20 protein-coding genes are annotated in these 17770 nt (G+C 72.4%); 8 read left to right on the plus strand and 12 right to left on the minus strand.

The window, feature by feature from the left end; all coding sequences use genetic code 11:
- Window positions 1-34 precede the first annotated feature (34 nt).
- The gene (locus P0Y31_RS08555; RefSeq protein WP_275868318.1) at window positions 35-325 is read right to left on the minus strand and encodes a DUF167 domain-containing protein; all 291 of its coding nucleotides are present in this window, start codon (window positions 323-325) and stop codon (window positions 35-37) included.
- Window positions 326-360: 35 nt separating this feature from the next.
- Here P0Y31_RS08555 and P0Y31_RS08560 point away from each other — a divergent pair, with 35 nt between their 5' ends.
- Entirely contained in the window at window positions 361-705 is a 345-nt protein-coding gene (locus tag P0Y31_RS08560) for a metallopeptidase family protein (protein WP_275868932.1), read from the plus strand.
- A gap of 99 nt (window positions 706-804) precedes the next feature.
- On the opposite strand, the gene P0Y31_RS08565 is transcribed toward P0Y31_RS08560, so the two are convergent.
- From P0Y31_RS08565 to coxB, 3 genes are all read right to left on the minus strand, one after another.
- Window positions 805-1206: a cytochrome c oxidase subunit 4 gene (locus P0Y31_RS08565; RefSeq protein ID WP_275803471.1), complete on the minus strand. Its 402-nt coding sequence runs from the start codon at window positions 1204-1206 to the stop codon at window positions 805-807.
- 6 nt (window positions 1207-1212) lie between these two features.
- The gene (ctaD, locus tag P0Y31_RS08570; RefSeq protein ID WP_275807210.1) at window positions 1213-2916 is read right to left on the minus strand and encodes a cytochrome c oxidase subunit I; all 1704 of its coding nucleotides are present in this window, start codon (window positions 2914-2916) and stop codon (window positions 1213-1215) included.
- 92 nt (window positions 2917-3008) lie between these two features.
- On the minus strand, window positions 3009-3875 hold the full coding sequence (gene coxB / locus P0Y31_RS08575; protein WP_275868320.1) for a cytochrome c oxidase subunit II: 867 nt from the start codon (window positions 3873-3875) through the stop codon (window positions 3009-3011).
- 115 nt (window positions 3876-3990) lie between these two features.
- On the opposite strand from coxB, the gene P0Y31_RS08580 reads away from it, so the two are divergent.
- A complete protein-coding gene (locus P0Y31_RS08580; RefSeq protein WP_275868322.1) occupies window positions 3991-5166 on the plus strand; it encodes an aminotransferase class V-fold PLP-dependent enzyme in 1176 nt (391 codons plus the stop codon).
- Complete coding sequence (locus tag P0Y31_RS08585; RefSeq protein ID WP_275868324.1) at window positions 5163-5468, plus strand: sulfurtransferase TusA family protein; 306 nt, start codon at window positions 5163-5165, stop codon at window positions 5466-5468. The genes P0Y31_RS08580 and P0Y31_RS08585 overlap by 4 nt, the downstream gene beginning before the upstream one ends.
- Here the strand turns inward: P0Y31_RS08585 and aat are convergent.
- Window positions 5465-6157, minus strand: a complete 693-nt coding sequence (gene aat, locus P0Y31_RS08590; protein WP_275803479.1) for a leucyl/phenylalanyl-tRNA--protein transferase — start codon at window positions 6155-6157, stop codon at window positions 5465-5467. The two genes, P0Y31_RS08585 and aat, sit on opposite strands and share 4 nt — an antisense overlap.
- Before the next feature lie 10 nt (window positions 6158-6167).
- Window positions 6168-7154 (minus strand): carbohydrate kinase family protein, encoded by a 987-nt coding sequence (locus P0Y31_RS08595; RefSeq protein ID WP_275868326.1) that lies wholly within the window; start codon window positions 7152-7154, stop codon window positions 6168-6170.
- 149 nt (window positions 7155-7303) lie between these two features.
- Between P0Y31_RS08595 and P0Y31_RS08600 the strand changes: the two genes are divergently transcribed.
- Together P0Y31_RS08600 and P0Y31_RS08605 are read left to right on the plus strand one after the other, a co-directional pair.
- Window positions 7304-7498 carry a hypothetical protein gene (locus P0Y31_RS08600; protein WP_275868328.1) on the plus strand — a complete coding sequence of 65 codons (195 nt, stop codon included), beginning with the start codon at window positions 7304-7306 and terminating at the stop codon, window positions 7496-7498.
- Window positions 7499-7536: 38 nt separating this feature from the next.
- Window positions 7537-8289, plus strand: a complete 753-nt coding sequence (locus tag P0Y31_RS08605) for a flavodoxin family protein (RefSeq protein WP_275868330.1) — start codon at window positions 7537-7539, stop codon at window positions 8287-8289.
- 116 nt (window positions 8290-8405) lie between these two features.
- Here the strand turns inward: P0Y31_RS08605 and P0Y31_RS08610 are convergent, their stop codons facing one another.
- From P0Y31_RS08610 to P0Y31_RS08620, 3 genes are all read right to left on the minus strand, one after another.
- Window positions 8406-8786, minus strand: coding sequence for an iron-sulfur cluster assembly accessory protein (locus tag P0Y31_RS08610; protein WP_275803485.1), 381 nt, complete (start codon window positions 8784-8786; stop codon window positions 8406-8408).
- Window positions 8787-8883: 97 nt separating this feature from the next.
- The gene (locus tag P0Y31_RS08615) at window positions 8884-10053 is read right to left on the minus strand and encodes a glycerate kinase (protein ID WP_275868332.1); all 1170 of its coding nucleotides are present in this window, start codon (window positions 10051-10053) and stop codon (window positions 8884-8886) included.
- A gap of 30 nt (window positions 10054-10083) precedes the next feature.
- A complete protein-coding gene (locus P0Y31_RS08620) occupies window positions 10084-11640 on the minus strand; it encodes a DEAD/DEAH box helicase (protein WP_275868334.1) in 1557 nt (518 codons plus the stop codon).
- 233 nt (window positions 11641-11873) lie between these two features.
- Here P0Y31_RS08620 and P0Y31_RS08625 point away from each other — a divergent pair, with 233 nt between their 5' ends.
- Together P0Y31_RS08625 and nadA are read left to right on the plus strand one after the other, a co-directional pair.
- A complete protein-coding gene (locus P0Y31_RS08625; protein WP_275803491.1) occupies window positions 11874-12098 on the plus strand; it encodes a hypothetical protein in 225 nt (74 codons plus the stop codon).
- Window positions 12099-12172: 74 nt separating this feature from the next.
- A complete protein-coding gene (nadA, locus tag P0Y31_RS08630) occupies window positions 12173-13393 on the plus strand; it encodes a quinolinate synthase NadA (protein ID WP_275868336.1) in 1221 nt (406 codons plus the stop codon).
- Here the strand turns inward: nadA and P0Y31_RS08635 are convergent.
- Genes P0Y31_RS08635 through P0Y31_RS08645 form a run of 3 tightly spaced genes read right to left on the minus strand, consistent with a single transcriptional unit; the run spans window position 13390 to window position 17107 of the window.
- A complete protein-coding gene (locus P0Y31_RS08635; protein ID WP_275868338.1) occupies window positions 13390-14655 on the minus strand; it encodes a saccharopine dehydrogenase NADP-binding domain-containing protein in 1266 nt (421 codons plus the stop codon). The two genes, nadA and P0Y31_RS08635, sit on opposite strands and share 4 nt — an antisense overlap.
- Window positions 14652-15698, minus strand: coding sequence for a glutathione S-transferase C-terminal domain-containing protein (locus P0Y31_RS08640; RefSeq protein ID WP_275868339.1), 1047 nt, complete (start codon window positions 15696-15698; stop codon window positions 14652-14654). Before P0Y31_RS08640 ends, P0Y31_RS08635 begins: the two co-directional genes overlap by 4 nt.
- A gap of 44 nt (window positions 15699-15742) precedes the next feature.
- Window positions 15743-17107: a dipeptidase gene (locus P0Y31_RS08645; RefSeq protein WP_275868341.1), complete on the minus strand. Its 1365-nt coding sequence runs from the start codon at window positions 17105-17107 to the stop codon at window positions 15743-15745.
- Between the two features lie 70 nt (window positions 17108-17177).
- Here P0Y31_RS08645 and P0Y31_RS08650 point away from each other — a divergent pair, with 70 nt between their 5' ends.
- Complete coding sequence (locus P0Y31_RS08650; RefSeq protein ID WP_275868343.1) at window positions 17178-17759, plus strand: DUF3043 domain-containing protein; 582 nt, start codon at window positions 17178-17180, stop codon at window positions 17757-17759.
- Window positions 17760-17770 lie beyond the last annotated feature (11 nt).

Genomic DNA, 17770 nt, shown 5'->3' on the forward strand with positions numbered 1-17770 from the left:
TCCCGGCCCGCTAGGCGTCCCCGTTGAGCGCCGCTCAGCGCCCCTCGAGCAGCTCGTCCAGCCGCTGCTCGGCCCCGGCGGGGGCGGGGTCGATCTCGAGCACCTTCGTGCGGCTGCGCTCCCCCGTCACGAGCCGGACGTCACCACGACGCGCGCCGAAGGCCGCGGCCACCGCGTCGAGGACCGCGGCCGTCGCAGCGCCCTCCACGGCCCGCTGGGCCACCCGCACCACCAGCGCAGGCGCCTGTCCCCCGGTCCCGTCTCCGTAGCGCCCTCCCACGGCCGTGCGGGACGCGCCGGGCCGGACCCTCACGGTGATGCGCACGCAGCCAGCATGGCAGGCTGGTGCGCGTGCAGGAGATGAGCCGTCAGGAGTTCGAGGACGCCGTCGGTGACGCCCTCGATGCCGTGCCCGCCGAGCTCATGGCCCTGCTCGACAACGTCGCCTTCTTCGTCGAGGACGAGCCGCCACCCGAGGACCCGGACCTGCTGGGGGTCTACGACGGGGTGCCCCTCACCGAGCGGGGTGACGCCTGGGCGATGGGCGCACTTCCCGACCGCATCACGGTCTACCGCGGACCGCTGCTGCGCATGTGCGTCGACCGCGACGAGCTGCTCGACGAGATCGCGATCACCGTTGTGCACGAGATCGCCCACCACTTCGGCATCGACGACCACCGCCTGCACGAGCTCGGCTGGGCCTGATGCCCCGTCACGAGGACACGAGTACCAAGCTGCCCCGCCCGGACAGCAGGACGCCCCGCCGGTCTCCCGGCGGGGCGTCCTGGTCGGCGTGCTCGGCGGTCAGACCGCCTCGTCGCCCGTGAAGTACTCGAAGGTCCAGCCGATGAGGGCGACGACTCCGAAGGCCGCACCGATGATGAACATCCACCAGCCGATGGCCAGGCCGAGGAAGCAGATCGAGGCTGCGGCGGCCAGCGGCAGCGGCCACCACGAGTGCGGGCTGAAGAACCCGTAGTCACCCTCGAGCTCGGCGATCTCCCCGCCGGGGTTGTCCTCGGGGCGCTCGGGCAGCCGGCGCCCGGTCGCCCAGAGGTAGAAGGCGATCATGCCGCCGAGGCCGGCGCTCAGCAGCAGCGCGACCGGTCCCACCGGCTCCGACCAGTCCGTGACGATGCCGTAGATGATCCCGACCGGGACGAAGAACGCCCCGACGATGAGGAAGAGCTTGTACTCGATCTTCACAGGGGGTCAGCGCTCCTCGTGGAAACGGCCGTGCTTGTCCGTGCCGTCGAACTCGCCGGTCTGGTGGGGGTGGCGGCCCTGGCCGAGGTCGGCCGGACCGAGGACCTTGGCCAGCGTGTCGGCGTCCGGCTGCGGCCCGGCGACCGGGGCCGCCTCGGGGTGGTGCAGGTCGAAGGCCGGGCGCTCGGAACGGATCCGCGGGATGGTGTCGAAGTTGTGCCGCGGCGGCGGGCAGCTGGTGGCCCACTCGAGCGACGCGCCGTAGCCCCACGGGTCGTTGGTCTCGACCAGCGGCGCCGTGCGCCAGGTCTTCCAGACGTTGTAGAGGAACGGCAGGGTCGAGGCCGCCAGCAGGAAGGCGCCGGCGCTCGAGACGCGGTTCTCCCACGTGAAGCCGTCCTCTGGCAGGTAGTCGGCGTAGCGGCGAGGCATGCCGTCGACGCCGAGCACGTGCTGGATGAGGAAGGTCGTGTGGAAGCCGATGAACAGCAGCCAGAAGTGGATCTTGCCGAGCGTCTCGTCGAGCATGCGGCCGGTGAACTTGGGCCACCAGAAGTAGAAGCCGGCGAACATCGCGAAGACCACGGTGCCGAACACGACGTAGTGGAAGTGCGCCACCACGAAGTAGGTGTCGGACAGGTGGAAGTCCAGGGCGGGGCTCGAGAGGATGATGCCCGTCAGGCCTCCGAAGAGGAAGGTCACGAGGAAGCCGATGGTCCACAGCATCGGGGTCTCGAAGGTGACCTTGCCGCCCCACATGGTGCCGATCCAGTTGAAGAACTTCACACCGGTCGGCACGGCGATGAGCATCGTCATCACCGCGAAGAACGGCAGGAGCACTTGTCCCGTGGCGTACATGTGGTGCGCCCAGACCGTCACGGACAGGGCGGCGATCGCGATGGTCGCGAACACCAGCGTCTTGTAGCCGAAGATCGGCTTGCGGGAGAACACCGGCAGGATCTCGGTCACGATGCCGAAGAAGGGCAGCGCGATGATGTAGACCTCGGGGTGCCCGAAGAACCAGAACAGGTGCTGCCACAGCATCGGGCCGCCGTTGCCGGGGTCGAAGACGTGCGCGCCGAACTTGCGGTCGGCGCCCAGGGCCAGCAGCGCGGCAGCCAGCACCGGGAACGCCATCAGCACGAGGATCGAGGTCACCAGGATGTTCCAGGTGAAGATCGGCATCCGGAACATGGTCATGCCGGGGGCACGCATGCAGATGATCGTGGTGATGAAGTTGACGGCGCCGAGGATGGTGCCGAAGCCACCGAGCGCCAGACCGAAGACCCACAGGTCGCCGCCGAGACCGGGGCTGTACGTCGCGTCGGACAGCGGCGCGTAGGCGAACCAGCCGAACGAGGCCGCACCGGAGGGGGTGAGGAAGCCGCCGGCCGCGATGAGCCCGCCGAACAGGTACAGCCAGTAGGCGAACATGTTCAGGCGCGGGAAGGCGACGTCGGGCGCGCCGATCTGGATCGGCATGAGCGCGTTGGCGAAGCCGGCGAACAGCGGTGTCGCGAACAGCAGCAGCATGATCGTGCCGTGCATGGTGAACAGCTGGTTGAACTGCTCGGGGCTGTCCACCACCTGCAGTCCGGGGTTGATGAGCTCGGCGCGGATGACCAGCGCCATCAGGCCGCCCAGCATGAACCAGATGAACGCCGTGATGAAGTACAGATTTCCGATGACCTTGTGGTCGGTCGTCGTCATCCACTTCACGACAGTGGCCCCGGGGGCAACCCGTCGGCGCGTGACGGTCTCAGCCGTCCGCAGGTAGGTCGACTCGCTCGTGGCGCTCATGCTCAGTTGCTCCCAGCGTTCTCAAGTTTGTCCGCGTCCTCGTCCATGATCTCCTCACGGTTGAGGCCGTTGTCGAGCTGTCCCTCGTTGCCCTTGGCCTTCAGCTCGGCGATGTGCCGGTCGTACTCCGCCTGCTCGACGACCTTGACGTTGAAGAGCATCTGCGAGTGGTAGGCGCCGCACAGCTCGGCGCACTTGCCCTGGAAGGTGCCGGTCTGGGTCGGCACGACCTGGAAGCGGTTGACCTTGCCCGGGATCATGTCCAGCTTCTGGAGGAAGGCCGGCACCCAGAACGAGTGGATGACGTCGCGCGCGGTGAGCTGGAACTCGACTCGCTTGTTGACCGGCAGGTACAGGGTCGGCAGCGTCTCCTCGACACCCGGCTCCCCCGTCAGCTGGGCGTGGGTTCCGGTCTCGTAGACCTGCTCGTTGACGTAGTTGAAGTCCCAGCTCCACTGCTTGCCGACCGCGTTGACCACGACGTCGGGCTGCTTGGAGGTGTCGAGCAGCGCCGACTCGTCGCGCTGGGTGTAGTAGAAGAGCACCGCGATCATCAGGACCGGGACGACGGTGTAGAGGATCTCGAGCGGCACGTTGTAGCGCAGCTGGACGGGCAGCGTGCCGTCGTCGTCACGCCGGCGCCGGTAGGCCACGGCGCACCACAGGATCAGGCCCCACACCAGGACGCCGACCGCCAGGGCCGCGATCCAGGACCCGACCCAGAGGTTGGTCACGCGCTCGGCGCCCTCGGTCGCCCCCCGCGGGAGGAGTCCGTCCTCCACGCGTCCGGCGCACCCGGTCAGGGCCAGCGCGCTGAGGCCGGCGGTCGCCGCCGTGAACCAGGTCCGACGCCCTCGCGGGCGCGGCACAGAGTCGTCGTGCGGACGCAACGGTGCACCTTCTTCTGACGAGAGACCAACCACGCGGCAAACCCTACTCCAGCCCGTTCCGTGAGTCCGGTCAGGGTGGGACTAACGTCGGGGTGTGGCGAACACCCGTGGCGAGCGCGCGATCCTCGACGCCGCAAGCACCCCGATGCACCCCCTCGCGCGCGACACCCTCATGGCCGCGCTCGACGCCGGCTGGGCCGATCCGCGGCGCCTCCACGCGGAGGGTCGCGCGGCCCGCCGGCTGCTGGACGAGGCGACCGAGGTGCTGGCCTCGGGCCTTCGCGTCCGGCCCTCCGAGCTCTCCTTCGCCCCGTCCGGCCCGGCCGCCGTGCGGTTGGCCGTCGACGGGGTGCTGCACAGCGCGCGCCGCCGCGGCTCACGGCTGGTCGCCACCGCGGTGGAGCACTCCGCCGTGCTGGCCCCCGGGCGCTACCGTGCCGCGCAGGCGCAGGACGAGGCGCTCCTCGCCGAGGTGCCCGTCGACCACGCCGGCCGGGTCGACGTCGACGCGCTGGCCGCCGCCCTGGACGCGCCGGGCACGGTCGTCGCCGCGGTGCAGCACGCCAACGGCGAGGTCGGCACCCTCCAGCCGCTGGCCGCCGCGCTCGAGCGGTGCCGGGCCGCCGGTACGCCGCTGGTCGTGGACGCGCAGTCGTCGCTGGGCCGGGTGCCGTCCCCGGACGCCTTCGACGTGCTCACCGGTGACGCGCAGTCCTGGGGTGGTCCGGGCGGCCTGGGCGTGCTGGCCGTGCCCGAGCGCACGCGCTGGGCGCTGCCCGGTCCCTCCGGTGAGCCGGGCTACGGACGCAGCGGGCACGTGCCCTGGGTGCCTCTCGCGCTGGCTGCCGCGGAGGCGTGGCAGCAGGCCGGCGCGGCCCTGGACGAGGAGACGACCCGGGCCCGAGCCTTGGTGGACCGGGTGCGCGCCACCGCCGCTGCCGTGCCCGACGTCGAGGTCGTGGGCGACCCCGACGAGCGGCTCCCGCACGTCGTCACGTTCAGCGCGCTGTTCGTCGACGGCGAGGCCCTCGTGCACGAGTTCGACCGGCGGGGCTTCGCGATCGCCTCGGGGTCGGCCTGCACGGCGAGCACGTTGGAACCGAGCCACGTGCTGGCGGCCATGGGGGTGCTGACCCACGGCAACGTGCGGCTCACCCTGCCGCTCGAGTCGGTCTCGCCCGCCCGCGCCGAGCACGTCGAGCGGTTCTGCGTAGCCCTTCCCGAGGTCGTCGCCTCGGTGCGGGCGCAGCTCGGCGCGGAGCACCTGTGAGGGATGACCCGGTGGACGGTGGCGCGGCTCGACCACCGGAGGCGGCCACCGTCGTCGACGCCCGGGGCCTGCGCTGCCCCCTGCCCGTGATCCGGCTGGCCCAGGCGGCCCTTGGACGGCCCGCCGGGTCGCTGCTGGAGCTGTGGGCCACCGACCCCGCTGCCCGGGCCGACGTCCCGGCGTGGTGCCGCATGCGCGGGCACGAGCTGGTGCAGGTCACGCAGGCGGCCGGCGCCGGGGCGGCGGGCGCCGAAGGCGGGCACACGGCATACCGGGTCCGCCTGGCGGACCCCCGGCGCTAGTCCTCGTTGGCCCCGATGCGGACCTGCGGCACCTGCAGCGCGCGCTCGAGGCGACGCAGGTACTGCTCGCGCGGCATGTCCTCGATGCCGAGGGTGCGCAGGTGGTCGGTGGCCCACTGCACGTCGATGACGCGGTCGGGGTGGCCGTCGGCGAAGAAGAAGCCGGTCAGCGCCACCAGCGCCGCCTTGGAGGCGTCGGTGACGGAGTGGAACATCGACTCCCCCGCGAAGAGGCCGCCGACGGCGACCCCGTACAGCCCTCCGACGAGCTGGTCGTCCTGCCAGGTCTCGACGCTGTGCGCCCACCCCATCCGGTGCAGCGTCCCGTAGGCGAGACGGATCTCGCTGGTGATCCACCGGCCCTCCCGGCGCGGGTCGGCACAGCGCTCCACGACCTCGTCGAAGGCGCAGTCCACGCGGAACTCGAACCGCCGGCAGGACTTGCGCAGCGACCGGCTGACCGAGATGCGGCCCGGCAGCAGCACGCCGCGCGGGTCCGGCGACCACCACCCCATGGGCCGGGCGCCGTCCTCGCCGAGCCCCATGGGGAACACACCGCTGCGGTAGGCGGCCAGGAGCGTCCCGGGTGCCAGGTCGCCGCCCACGCCCACGAGGTCCTCGCCCGGGTCGACCTCGGTGAGGTCGAAGTCCCAGGGACTCGCGGCGGGTTCCTGCGGCGGCCAGGGCACGCTCAGCTGCCTACGGGGCGAGACAGGTGATGTGGGGCTCGATGGCGTCAGCCGAGTCCTGGCCGTAGGCGTCCGCGAGGCGCGCGAGGAAGCGCGCCTTCCCCAGGGTGTACTCCTGCGTGCCGACCGTCTCCAGGACGTAGGTCGCGAGCATCGACCCCAGCTCCGCGGCGTGCTGGTGGCTCAGGTTGGCGGCCAGGCCGGTGAGGAACCCGGCCCGGAAGGCGTCGCCCACGCCGGTGGGGTCGAGCCGGCGCACCTCGCGGGCCGCCTTCACCTCGATCGGCTCCTGGCCGCGGGTGGCGATCACCGCGCCGTCCTTGCCCCTCGTGATGACGCGGGTCGTGACGCGGTCGGCGATCTCCTCCGGCGACCAGCCGGTCTTCTGCGAGGTCAGCGCCGCCTCGTACTCGTTGGTGAGCAGGTAGTCGGCCCCGTCGATGAGCTGGCGGATCGTCTCGCCGTCGGCAAACGCGAGCTGCTGGCTCGGGTCGGCGGCGAAGGGGATGCCCCGGGTGCGACACTCCTGCGTGTGGCGCACCATCGCCTCGGGGTCGTTGGCTCCGATGACGACCAGGTCGAGCCCACCGACGCGGTCGGCCACCGGCTGCAGCTCGATCTGGCGCGCCTCGGACATCGCCCCGGCGTAGAAGGTGGCGATCTGGGCCATGTCGTCGTCGGTGGTGCAGACGAAGCGGGCCGTGTGCCGGGACTCCGAGACGTGCACCGACTCGCAGTCCACGCCGTGCCGCTCGAGCCAGCTGCGGTAGTCGGCGAAGTCCTCCCCCACGGCCCCGACGAGGACCGGCCGCTGGCCCAGGTTGGCCATGCCGAAGGCGATGTTGGCGGCCACTCCCCCGCGCCTGACCTGCAGGTCCTCGGCGAGGAACGACAGCGAGACCTTGTCGAGCTGCTCGACGACGAGGGAGTCGGCGAAGCGTCCCTTGAACGTCATCAGGTGGTCGGTGGCAATGGATCCGGTGATGGCGACGCGCACACCCGCAACCTACCGCCAAAGCGAGCGGATGCCGCGGGCGCACCTTCCCGCGCCGGGTGGCGGCCCGGGCGACCACGGGTTCGGCTACCGGCAGGTGTTACCTCGTGGTACCGGTGTGTCGACCCGGCCCCCGCGCCTACGGTCGAGTCATGAGCACCCCCACCGAGTTCCCCACCCCTCGCGAGGGCCTGGACAACGGCAGCATCACGGAGCTGGCGATCGACGGCAGCGCGGTCGAGGTCGAGGTCGCACAGCCGCGCACCCTCGGCGGCGCGCACCGCGACATCGACGTGCCGGACGACGCGTCGGCCCTGGTCGAGGGGATGGAGGCCTACGGCGCCTGACCGATGCGCCCGGCCCCCGACGGGATCACAGTCGGGGGATGACCACTCCTCCAGCAGGGACCGCGCGGCCGCGCTTCGACACCGACGCCGCAGACTTCTCGGACCTGCGCGCGATGTTCATCAACTGCACGCTCAAGCGCTCTCCCGAGCTCAGCCACACCGAGGGAATCGTCGACGCCAGCGCGGCGATCATGATGAAGCACGGCGTGCAGGTCGAGGTCCTGCGGGCGGTCGACCACGACATCGCCACCGGGGTCTACCCCGACATGACCGAGCACGGCTGGGCCACGGACGCGTGGCCGCGGATCTTCGAGCAGGTCCTCGCGAACGACATCCTCGTCATCGCCGGCCCCATCTGGCTGGGCGACAACTCCAGCATCACCAAGAAGGTCATCGAGCGGTTGTATGCAGGCTCCTCGATGACCAATGACAGTGGCCAGTACGTCTACTACGGCCGGGTCGGCGGCGCCATCATCACGGGCAACGAGGACGGCATCAAGCACTGCGCGAGCAACATCCTGTACAGCCTCCAGCACATCGGGTACACCATCCCGCCCCAGGCCGACTGCGGCTGGATCGGCGAGGCCGGCCCCGGGCCGTCCTACCTCGACCCGGGCAGCGGGGGTCCGGAGAACGAGTTCACCCAGCGGAACACGACGTTCATGACCTGGAACCTCATGCACCTCGCGGCCATGCTCCGACGCCGGGGCGGCTTCCCGGTCGGCGGCAACCAGCGCGCCGCCTGGGAGGCAGGGGCGCGGTTCGACTACGAGAACCCTGAGTACCGCTGAGGGAACGTGGCCGCGACAACGCGAGCGGCCGGCATACCGCCCGATGAGGGGTATGCCGGCCGCTCGTGTCAGCGACGAAGCGCTGGTCCCGGCGGGGCCGGGACCAGCGCTGCGGATCAGCTGAAGGAGTCCCCGCAGGCGCAGGAGCTGCCCGCGTTGGGGTTGTCGATCGTGAAGCCCTGCTTCTCGATGGTGTCGGCGAAGTCGATCGTCGCGCCCTCGAGGTACGGCGAGCTCATCCGGTCGACGACGACCTCGACACCGCCGAAGTCGCGCACGAGGTCACCGTCGAGGGTGCGCTCGTCGAAGTAGAGCTGGTAGATCAGGCCGGAGCAGCCGCCGGGCTGCACGCCCACGCGCAGGCGCAGGTCGTCACGGCCCTCCTGCTCGAGGAGCGACTTCACCTTGTCGGCGGCGACGTCGGTCAGGATGACGCCGTGGGCAGGTGCCTCGGTCGTGGCGTCCGCGGCGACCGGGGTCTGGTCCTGAACACTCATCGGGTTGCGTCCTTCATGTCGTCGGCGTTGAGTCTGCGTGCGTGCAAACCCGCGGTCTGCGGGAATTGTTCCCCGCGCTGCCTAGCCTACGTCGTCCTCAGCGCTGGGGTGACCAGGTGGCCGCCACGCGGGCGGCGCGGGCGGCCAGGGTGCCCACCGGGTCGGCCACCGCGGCCTCGACCTCCTCGGGGGTCTCGGCCACGGCATACGTCCCGGACAGGCCGAGCGTCATGGCCTCGCGGCGCCCGACCAGGGTCTGCCCGGCGATGACGACCGCGGGCGTGGCCGCCTCGAGCGCGGCCCGGGCGACCCCGGCGACGACCTTGCCGCGCAGGCTCTGCCAGTCGAAGCTGCCCTCCCCCGTCACGACGAGGTCGGCGGCACCGATCACCTCCGGCAGGCCGACGGCACGGATCACCTCGTCGACGCCGCTGACCCGGCGACCGCCGAGCAGCATCAGCCCGTAGCCCAGCCCGCCGGCAGCACCGGCCCCGGGCTCGCGGTCGAGGCGGCGCGCCTGGCCGGTGAGCAGGTCCGGCACCTCCGGCAGCGTGCGGCGCACCACCTCGGTGAAGCGGCCGAGGGCTGCCTCGAGCGCCTGGGCGACCTGCGGCGAGGCGCCCTTCTGCGGGGCGTAGACGGCCGAGGCGCCGTGGAAGCCCAGCAGGGGCGAGTCGACGTCGGTGGCGACGAGCAGCTCGATGCCGGCGAAGCGCTGGCGCACCACCTCGAGGCCGTGCAGCCCGCCGTCGTCGAGGTCGGCGAGCGCGAGTCCGCCACGGGCCAGCGCGCTGGCGCTGCCCGCCCCCAGGCTGGCGAGCATGCCCGCGCCGCCGTCGTTGGTGCCGCTGCCCCCGAGGCCCACGACGACCCGTTCGGCGCCCTCGCGCAGGGCGGCGTCGAGCAGCTGTCCCACGCCCCAGGTGCTCGTGACGGCCGGGTTGCGCTCGTCCGCCTCCAGCAGGTGCAGGCCCGCCGCCTGGGCGGACTCGATGTAGGCGGTGGGCACGCCGTCGTCGGCCTCGCGGACGAGCAGCGCGGCCGGCACCTCGCGGCCGAGCGGGTCGGCGGCCGTCGTCAGCACGGTTCGGGACTCGCGAAGGGCGGTGGCGAGCACGTCGATGAAGCCCGGCCCGCCGTCGGAGAGGGGCATCAGCGTCAGCAGGTCGTCTGGCGCAGACCGCCGCCACCCCTCGGCCATGGCCTCCGCCGCCTGCGTCGCGGTGAGGGTGCCGGTGAAGGAGTCCGGCGCGATGAGCACGTGCACGAATCGGACTGTACTCGCGGGGGGCCGCCGTCAGCGGCCGCCCCGGGAACCGGCGCGCGAGCGGGTCGAGAACGCGGCGGCGCCACCGCTGCTGCCACGGCTGCCCCCCGACCCGGGGGTGGAGGTGCTGTATGCCGTGGTCGAGCCGCTGCGCGCGGCTCCCCCGCCGCTGCGGGCGCGCCCGGACCGGCCGGGCTGCTGGGCCTGACCTTGCTTGGCCTGGCCCTGCTTGGCCTGGCCCTGCTTGGCCTGACCCTGCTTGGCCTGGCCCCGCCCGGGCTGGGCCGGCCCCTGCTTGGCGCGGCCCGTCTGGCTGGCCCGGCCCTGCCTCGGCTGGCCCTGCTTCGGCTGGCCCTGCTTCGGCTGGCCCTGCTTCGCCTGGTCGTCACCCTGGTCGAAGACGATGCCCCCGGGGAAGCTGCGGTGGCCGGGTGCGACCTCGAGCAGCAGCGGGTGCGAGGCGTCGAGGCGCGTGGTGGTGGGGCGGATCCCCGCCTTGCGGGTCAGGTCGCGCACGTCGGCGACCTGCTCGGCGGTCATGAGGGTCACGACCGTGCCGGCCGCCCCGGCGCGGGCCGTCCGGCCCGAGCGGTGCAGGTAGGCCTTGTGCTCGACCGGCGGGTCCGCGTGCACGACGAGCCCCACGTCGTCGACGTGGATGCCGCGGGCGGCGATGTCCGTGGCGACGAGCGTGGTGGCCGTGCCCCCGTGGAAGGCGTCGAGGTTGCGCGTGCGGGCGTTCTGGCTGAGGTTGCCGTGCAGCTCGACCGCGGGCACGCCCGAGGAGTTGAGCTGCTTGGCCAGCTTCTTGGCGCCGTGCTTGGTGCGGGTGAAGACCACCGTCCGGCCGGGGGCCGCGGCCAGGTCCAGCAGCACGGGGAGCCGGTCGTCCTTGTGCACGTGGAAGACGTGGTGCGCCATCGTCGCGACGGGCGACTGCGCCGAGTCCGCCTCGTGGGTCACCGGGTCGGTCAGGAAGCGCTTGACCAGGACGTTGACGCCCGCGTCGAGGGTGGCGGAGAACAGCATCCGCTGGCCGGTGCGCGGCGTGCGCTCCAGGATGCGGCGCACCCCGGGCAGGAAGCCGAGGTCGGCCATGTGGTCGGCCTCGTCGAGCACGGTCACCTCGATGCTGTCGAGGCTGACGTGCCCCTGCCCGATCAGGTCCTCGAGGCGGCCGGGGCAGGCGACGACGACGTCGACACCCCGGCGCAGCGCCGTGACCTGCGGGTTCTGGCCGACGCCGCCGAAGATGGTCTGGCTGGTGAGCCCCAGCGGGCGGGCCAGCGGGGCCAGGGCGGTGTCGATCTGGAGGGCCAGCTCGCGGGTGGGGGCGAGGACGAGCGCCCGGGGGCGCTGCGACCGGCGCGGGGTGCCGCTCGCGGCCAGGCGGGCCAGCAGCGGCAGGAGGAAGGCGTAGGTCTTGCCCGAGCCGGTGCGGCCGCGGCCGAGCACGTCACGGCCGGACAGGGAGTCCGGCAGGGTGGCCGCCTGGATGGGGGTGGGCACGGTGATGCCTGAGGCCGCAAGCACGTCGGTCAGCGCGGCAGGCACGCCGAGGTGGGCAAAGGTGGTGTCAGCAGACACAGGGGTACTCCCGAGGTTGTGCTCTCGAACAGAGCTGCTCACCAACCGATGAGCGCTGGTCGTTCTGCCCGGCGCGAGCCGTCACGGGTCGCGGCGCATGAGCATCGACATGAGAAGGCGGCCCGAGGCAGAACGGAGCGGACCGCGTGTCCCCACCCTACCGCGGGGCTGACAGACCCGCTGACCACAGCACCGATCTATGAGAACCCGGGCGAATGGCGCACACTGGACTGATGCGCCCCCGACAGAAACAGCCCGACCGGCCCCGCCCCGCCAACAGCCCGTTCCGCTCCGAGGCGACGCCCATCCACCCGGAGTACGCCGTCGACGACCGGGTCACCCACGACCGCCACGGACTCGGCCGCGTGGTGCGTGTCGACGGCGACCGGGTCAACGTGCGCTTCGGCTCCCAGACCGTGAGCGTGGCCGTCTCCAGCCCGCGCCTGCACCCCCTCTGAGCACGCAGCCGCAGGCGTCGACGGGTATCGCCCGGGCGGCAGACCGGCGCCACGGGGTGTGACAGGATTCCATCGTGAGCACCACCGCAGACCCCGCCGCCCGGGCAGGCGCCCCCCTTCCCCTGCTGGTCCTGGGCCACGGCCGCGACCTGGCCACCGAGCGGGGCGTCGAGTGCCCAGGCGACCTCCCGGCCCCCTCTGAGCCCGGCCTCGTCGAGCGCGCACGCGCCGCCCGCGCGGCCCTCGGTGAGAAGGTGTTCGTCCTCGGGCACCACTACCAGCGTGACGAGGTCATCGAGTTCGCCGACGTCACGGGCGACTCGTTCAAGCTCGCCAAGGAGGCGGCAGCGCGCCCCGAGGCACCGTGGATCGTCTTCTGCGGCGTGCACTTCATGGCGGAGTCGGCCGACATCCTCACCAGCGACGAGCAGACCGTGATCCTCCCGGATCTCGCCGCCGGCTGCTCGATGGCCGACATGGCCCAGATCCACCAGGTCGAGGACGCCTGGGACGACCTCGTCGAGGCCGGCGTCGCCGACGACACCGTCCCCGTGACCTACATGAACTCCTCCGCCGCGATCAAGGCCTTCACCGGCCGGCACGGTGGCACCATCTGCACGTCCTCCAACGCCAAGAGCGCTCTGTCGTGGGCCTTCTCGCAGGCCGGTGACGGCCGGGTGGAGGGAGGCACCGGCAAGGTGCTCTTCCTGCCGGACCAGCACCTCGGCCGCAACACCTGGGCTCGCGACCTCGGCGGCTCCCTCGAGGACTGCGTGGTCTTCGACCCGCACCGCCCCCTCGGCGGGCTCACGAAGCAGCAGCTGCGGGACGCCCGGATGATCCTGTGGCGCGGCCACTGCTCGGTGCACGGCCGGTTCACCCTCGAGGCCGTCGAGCAGGCGCGGCGGGAGATCCCCGGCGTCAAGGTGATCGTCCACCCGGAGTGCCGACACGAGGTCGTCGAGGCGGCCGACGCCGTGGGCTCCACCGAGAAGATCATCAAGACCATCGCCGCCGCCCCCGACGGCACCAAGTGGGTGGTCGGCACCGAGCTCAACCTCGTCAAGCGGCTCGCGGCCGAGTTCCCGCGCCAGCAGATCGCCTTCCTCGAGAAGAACGTCTGCTACTGCTCGACGATGAACCGCATCGACCTGCCCCACCTCGTGTGGGCGCTGGAGTCCCTCGTCGACGGCCGGGTGGTCAACCCCATCCGGGTCGACCCCGAGGTCGCGCACTTCGCCCGCGTCGCGCTCGACCAGATGCTCGCCCTGCCGGGCGAGACCCACCGCGACTAGGCCGTATGCCGTGGGCGCGCCGTGGGCGGGCCCGCCAGCTCCTCCACCGTGAGGGTGAAGCCGCGCGCCCGCAGCCGCTCGAGGAGCACGTCGCCGAACGCGGTGGCGGGGGTGAGCACGCCCGCACGCGCCGGCAGGCGCGGCTCGTCCTCGGCCAGGCACAGCGCCGACTCCGCGAGCATGACGGCCGTGCCGGCATACCCGGGATCCGCCTGGGCCGCCACGACCGCGAGGTAGCGCCGCCCGCTGGAGGTCGCCGTGCGGACCTCCATGCGGAAGCTGCCGCGCCGGCGCACCTCCTCGCTCGGCCCCTCGCCCGGCGACGGGAGCAGGACGCCGAGCAGCGGGCGGGTCAGCGGGTTGGCCATCCCCACGACCAGGGCGCCGAGTCCGGCCGAGACCGCGGCCGCGCGCAGCTGGCCGGCGCGTCCCCTGCCGCAGGCCATCCGCTCGCGGTAGCGGAACCGGCGCCCGTAGGCGTGGACCGCCAGCGCATTGCTGCGGCGCACGATCCGGGTGTTGAACGAGCCCATGACGAACGGCGCGGTCCACTGACCCGTCTCGCCGTCGCGCGTCACGCCGCTGACATCGCTCTGGCGCCCCAGCTGCGGCTCGGCCTCCCGGTCCGGGCTGAGGGCGTAGGGGTCGAGGACGACACGGCGAGCCGCGGCGTCGGAGGTGGCCGCCGCCACCATGGTGCGCATCGAGTCGACCGTGCCGCCGCTCACGCCGCCACGCAGCTGCCGCACCAGCAGCGTGGTGTCGCCGAGGTCACCGGCGCCGTCGGCGGCGGCCCGCTTGTGGAGCATCAGCACGCCGAGGTCCGAGGGCACCGAGTCGAACCCGCAGGCCGTGACCAGGCGGGCGCCGGTCCCCTGCGCCGTGCCGTCGAGCCGGTCGACGAGCTCGCGCACGAAGAGCACCTCGCCGGCCAGGTCGGCGTAGTGGGTGCCTGCCTCTGCACAGGCCCGGGCCAGCCCGAAGCCGTGGCGGGCGTAGGGGCCCACCGTCGTCGCGACCACGCGCGTCGAGCGGGCCAGCCGCTCGAGCGCTGCGTCGTCGCTGCTGTCGGCGACGACGAGCGGCCAGTCGCGAGCGGACCCCGGAAGGGTGGCTCGCAGGTCCTCGAGCCGGGTCGCGCTGCGCCCGGCCAGCGCGATGCGCAGGTGCCGCGGCGCGTGGACGGCGAGGTCGGCGGCGAGCAGCCGCCCGACGAAGCCGGTGGCGCCGTGGACGACGAGGTCGTGCTCGCGCTCGCTCACCGGCGCCGCTCGCGCGGCTGGTGCCCCTCCGCCACCCGCTCCTCGGGTCGCGGGGGGCCGGGCGGCGTGCCGTCACCGAAGGGCCGTCCGCCGAGCGCCTCACGGCCGTGGGGCAGCAGCCACCCCGACAGGTCCGGCCCCTTGGGGATGATGCCCGTGGGGTTGATGTCGTGGTGGACGACGTAGTAGTGCGCCTTGATGTGCTCGAAGTCGACCGTGTCGCCGAATCCCGGCGTCTGGTAGAGGTCGCGCGCGTACGCCCACAGCACCGGCATCTCGCTCAGCTTGTGCCGGTTGCACTTGAAGTGGCCGTGGTAGACCGCGTCGAACCGGACGAGGGTCGTGAAGAGCCGCACGTCGGCCTCGGTCACGGTGTCGCCCACCAGGTAGCGCTCGTCGCGCAGCCGGTTGGTGAGCCAGTCGAGGCTGCTGAACAGCCGGTCGTAGGCCTCGTCGTAGGCCTGCTGCGTGCCGGCGAAGCCACAGCGGTAGACGCCGTTGTTGACCTCGGAGTAGACCCTCCGGTTGACCTCGTCGATCTCGGGGCGCAGGTCCTCGGGGTACAGGTCCGGCGCCCCCTCGCGGTGGAGGTCCCGCCACTGCGTCGAGAAGTCGAGCGTCATCTGCGCGAAGTCGTTGGTGACGACCTTGCCCGAGGCGATGTCCACCATGGCCGGCACGGTGATGCCCCGCGGGTAGCCGGGCTGACGCGCCTCGAAGGCATCCTTCAGGCGCGGGATGCCCAGCACCGGGTCGACGCCGCCGGGGTCGAGGTCGAAGGTCCAGCTGTCCTCGTCGTGGGTCGGTCCGCAGACCCCCATGGGGATGGCGTCCTCGAGGCCGAGCAGCCGGCGGACGATGATGGCCCGGCTGGCCCACGGGCAGGCCCGCGAGACGACCAGCCGGTAGCGACCCGGCTCGACCGGCCACGCGTTCTCGCCGGAGGCGTCGGCGGTGATGCGGTCGTGGATGTAGTGGGTGTCGCGCTCGAAGGTCGGCTCGACGTAGCCCTTGCGGGTCGTGCTGGTCGCTGTCTCGGCCATGCCCAGAACCTAACCCGGGCGCCCCGTCCGCGCCCGCCCGCCCGTCAGCGGGTCATGGCCCCCAGACGGGCCAGCAGGAGGGCCTCTGCCTCGCAGACCCGCTGGAACTCGCCAAGGTGCAGCGACTCGTTCGCGCCGTGCGCGCGCGCGTCGGGGTCCTCCACGCCGGTGACGAGGATCGCCGCGTCGGGGAACCGCTCGGCGAAGGCTGCCACGAACGGGATCGACCCTCCCACGCCGATGTCGACGGGCTCGACGCCCCAGGCGTCGGTGAAGGCGGCGCGGGCCTGGTCGTAGACCGCTCCCGTGGCGTCGGCGGCGAAGCCGGGGCCCTGGTCGTCGAGGCGCAGTTCGACCTTCGCACCCCACGGCGTGTGCTCCTCGACGTGGCGCTGCACCGCGGCATACGCCTCCTTCGGGTCCTCGTCGGGCGCGAGGCGGATCGAGATCTTGGCGCTCGCGCTCGGCACGAGGGTGTTGGAGCTCGTCGCGACCGACGGGGCGTCGATGCCGATGACGGTGGCGGTCGGCTTGTTCCAGATGCGGGTGAGCAGCGAGCCGGTGCCGATAACGTCGACGCCGTCGAGCAGGCCCGACTCCTCGCGCAGCCGCGCCTCGTCGTAGTCGAGGTCGGAGGCGACCCCGGACCGCAGGCCCTCGATCGCCACGTCGCCGTTGTCGTCGTGCAGGCTGGCGAGCAGGCGCACCAGCGGCATCATCGCGTCGGGCACGGCCCCGCCGAACATGCCGGAGTGGACGCCGTGGTCAAGCGTGGTCACCGTGACGACCACGCGGATCAGGCCTCGCAGCGTCGTGGTGAGGGCCGGCTCGCCGATCGCCCAGTTCATCGAGTCGGCCAGCACGATGGCGTCGGCCCGCAGCTTCTCGCCGTGGCGCTCGAGGATGGCGGGCAGCGACTCGGAGCCGATCTCCTCCTCCCCCTCGACGAAGACCGTGACCCCGACGGGCAGGTCGCCGCGGTGGGCGCGCAGGGCCGCGAGGTGCGCCATGATGCCGGCCTTGTCGTCGGCCGCGCCGCGTCCGTAGAGGCGGCCGTCGCGCTCGGTCGGCTCGAACGGCTTGCTGTCCCAGAGCTCCTCGGCGCCGGTCGGCTGGACGTCGTGGTGCGCGTAGAGCATCACCGTCGGTGCTCCGGGCGGGCCGTCGACGTGTCCGATCACCGCCGGGCGGCCGCCCTCGCGCACGATCTCCACCTCGAGGCCCTCGGCGCGCAGCAGCTCAGCGGTCGCCTCCGCGCTCGCCTCGACGTGCGCCTGGTCGAAGGCGTCGAGGGAGATGCTCGGGATGCGGGTCAGCGCCTCGAGGTCGGCCCGGATCCCGGGCATGAGCCCGGCCACGGCGGCCTTGAGGTCGGCGATCTGGTCAGCGGTGAGGGCGTCGGCGGTCACGGCGGGGAGCCTAGTGGGTGCCGTCGGTGGCGATGCGGGAGAACCCGGCCGCACGGCATACAGTTGGCCCGTGTTTGGACGCAACAAGACGCTGAACGAGCAGCAGGCCGAAACCATCGCCCGCCCCGAGCGGGAAGGCGCGAAGAACCGGCCCACGCCGAAGCGACGCGAGCAGGAGGCGGCGCGCAAGCGTCCCCTGGTGGTGGCCGACCGCAAGGCCGCCAAGCGTGAAGAGCAGCGGGGGCGCCGTGAGGCGTCGGCGCGCATGCGCCAGGCCCTGCTCACCGGCGACGAGGCGCACCTGCCGGCCCGCGACAAGGGCCCCGAGCGCCGGTTCATCCGCGACTACGTCGACGCCCGGTGGAACGTCGGCGAGTTCATGCTCCCGGTCATGCTGGTCGTGCTGGCGCTGTCGTTCGTGCGCCAGTCGTGGGCGCTGCTCATCGTCTTCGTGGCCGTCTACGGTGTCCTGCTGGTCGCGGTGGTCGACGCCGTGCTCATGTGGCGCAAGGTGAAGAAGCGCCTCGTGGCCAAGTTCGGCGCGGACCACCTCCCCCGCGGCGGCGCGATGTATGCCGTGATGCGCGCCTTCCAGATGCGCCGCTCCCGCATGCCGAAGCCCCAGGTGGCACGCGGGCAGTACCCCTCCTGAGCCGCTGCGGG

The organism is Knoellia sp. 3-2P3, assembly GCF_029223115.1.
Lineage (GTDB): Bacteria > Actinomycetota > Actinomycetes > Actinomycetales > Dermatophilaceae > Pedococcus_A.

Excerpts from the sequence above, each read along its gene's own strand:
- P0Y31_RS08600 (WP_275868328.1), top strand. The coding sequence starts at position 7,304 with ATGAGCACCCCCACCGAGTTCCCCACCCCTCGCGAGGGCCTGGACAAC.
- ctaD (WP_275807210.1), bottom strand. The coding sequence starts at position 2,916 with ATGACGACGACCGACCACAAGGTCATCGGAAATCTGTACTTCATCACG.
- P0Y31_RS08625 (WP_275803491.1), top strand. The coding sequence starts at position 11,874 with ATGCGCCCCCGACAGAAACAGCCCGACCGGCCCCGCCCCGCCAACAGC.
- P0Y31_RS08560 (WP_275868932.1), top strand. The coding sequence starts at position 361 with ATGAGCCGTCAGGAGTTCGAGGACGCCGTCGGTGACGCCCTCGATGCC.
- P0Y31_RS08640 (WP_275868339.1), bottom strand. The coding sequence starts at position 15,698 with ATGGCCGAGACAGCGACCAGCACGACCCGCAAGGGCTACGTCGAGCCG.
- P0Y31_RS08605 (WP_275868330.1), top strand. The coding sequence starts at position 7,537 with ATGACCACTCCTCCAGCAGGGACCGCGCGGCCGCGCTTCGACACCGAC.
- P0Y31_RS08610 (WP_275803485.1), bottom strand. The coding sequence starts at position 8,786 with ATGAGTGTTCAGGACCAGACCCCGGTCGCCGCGGACGCCACGACCGAG.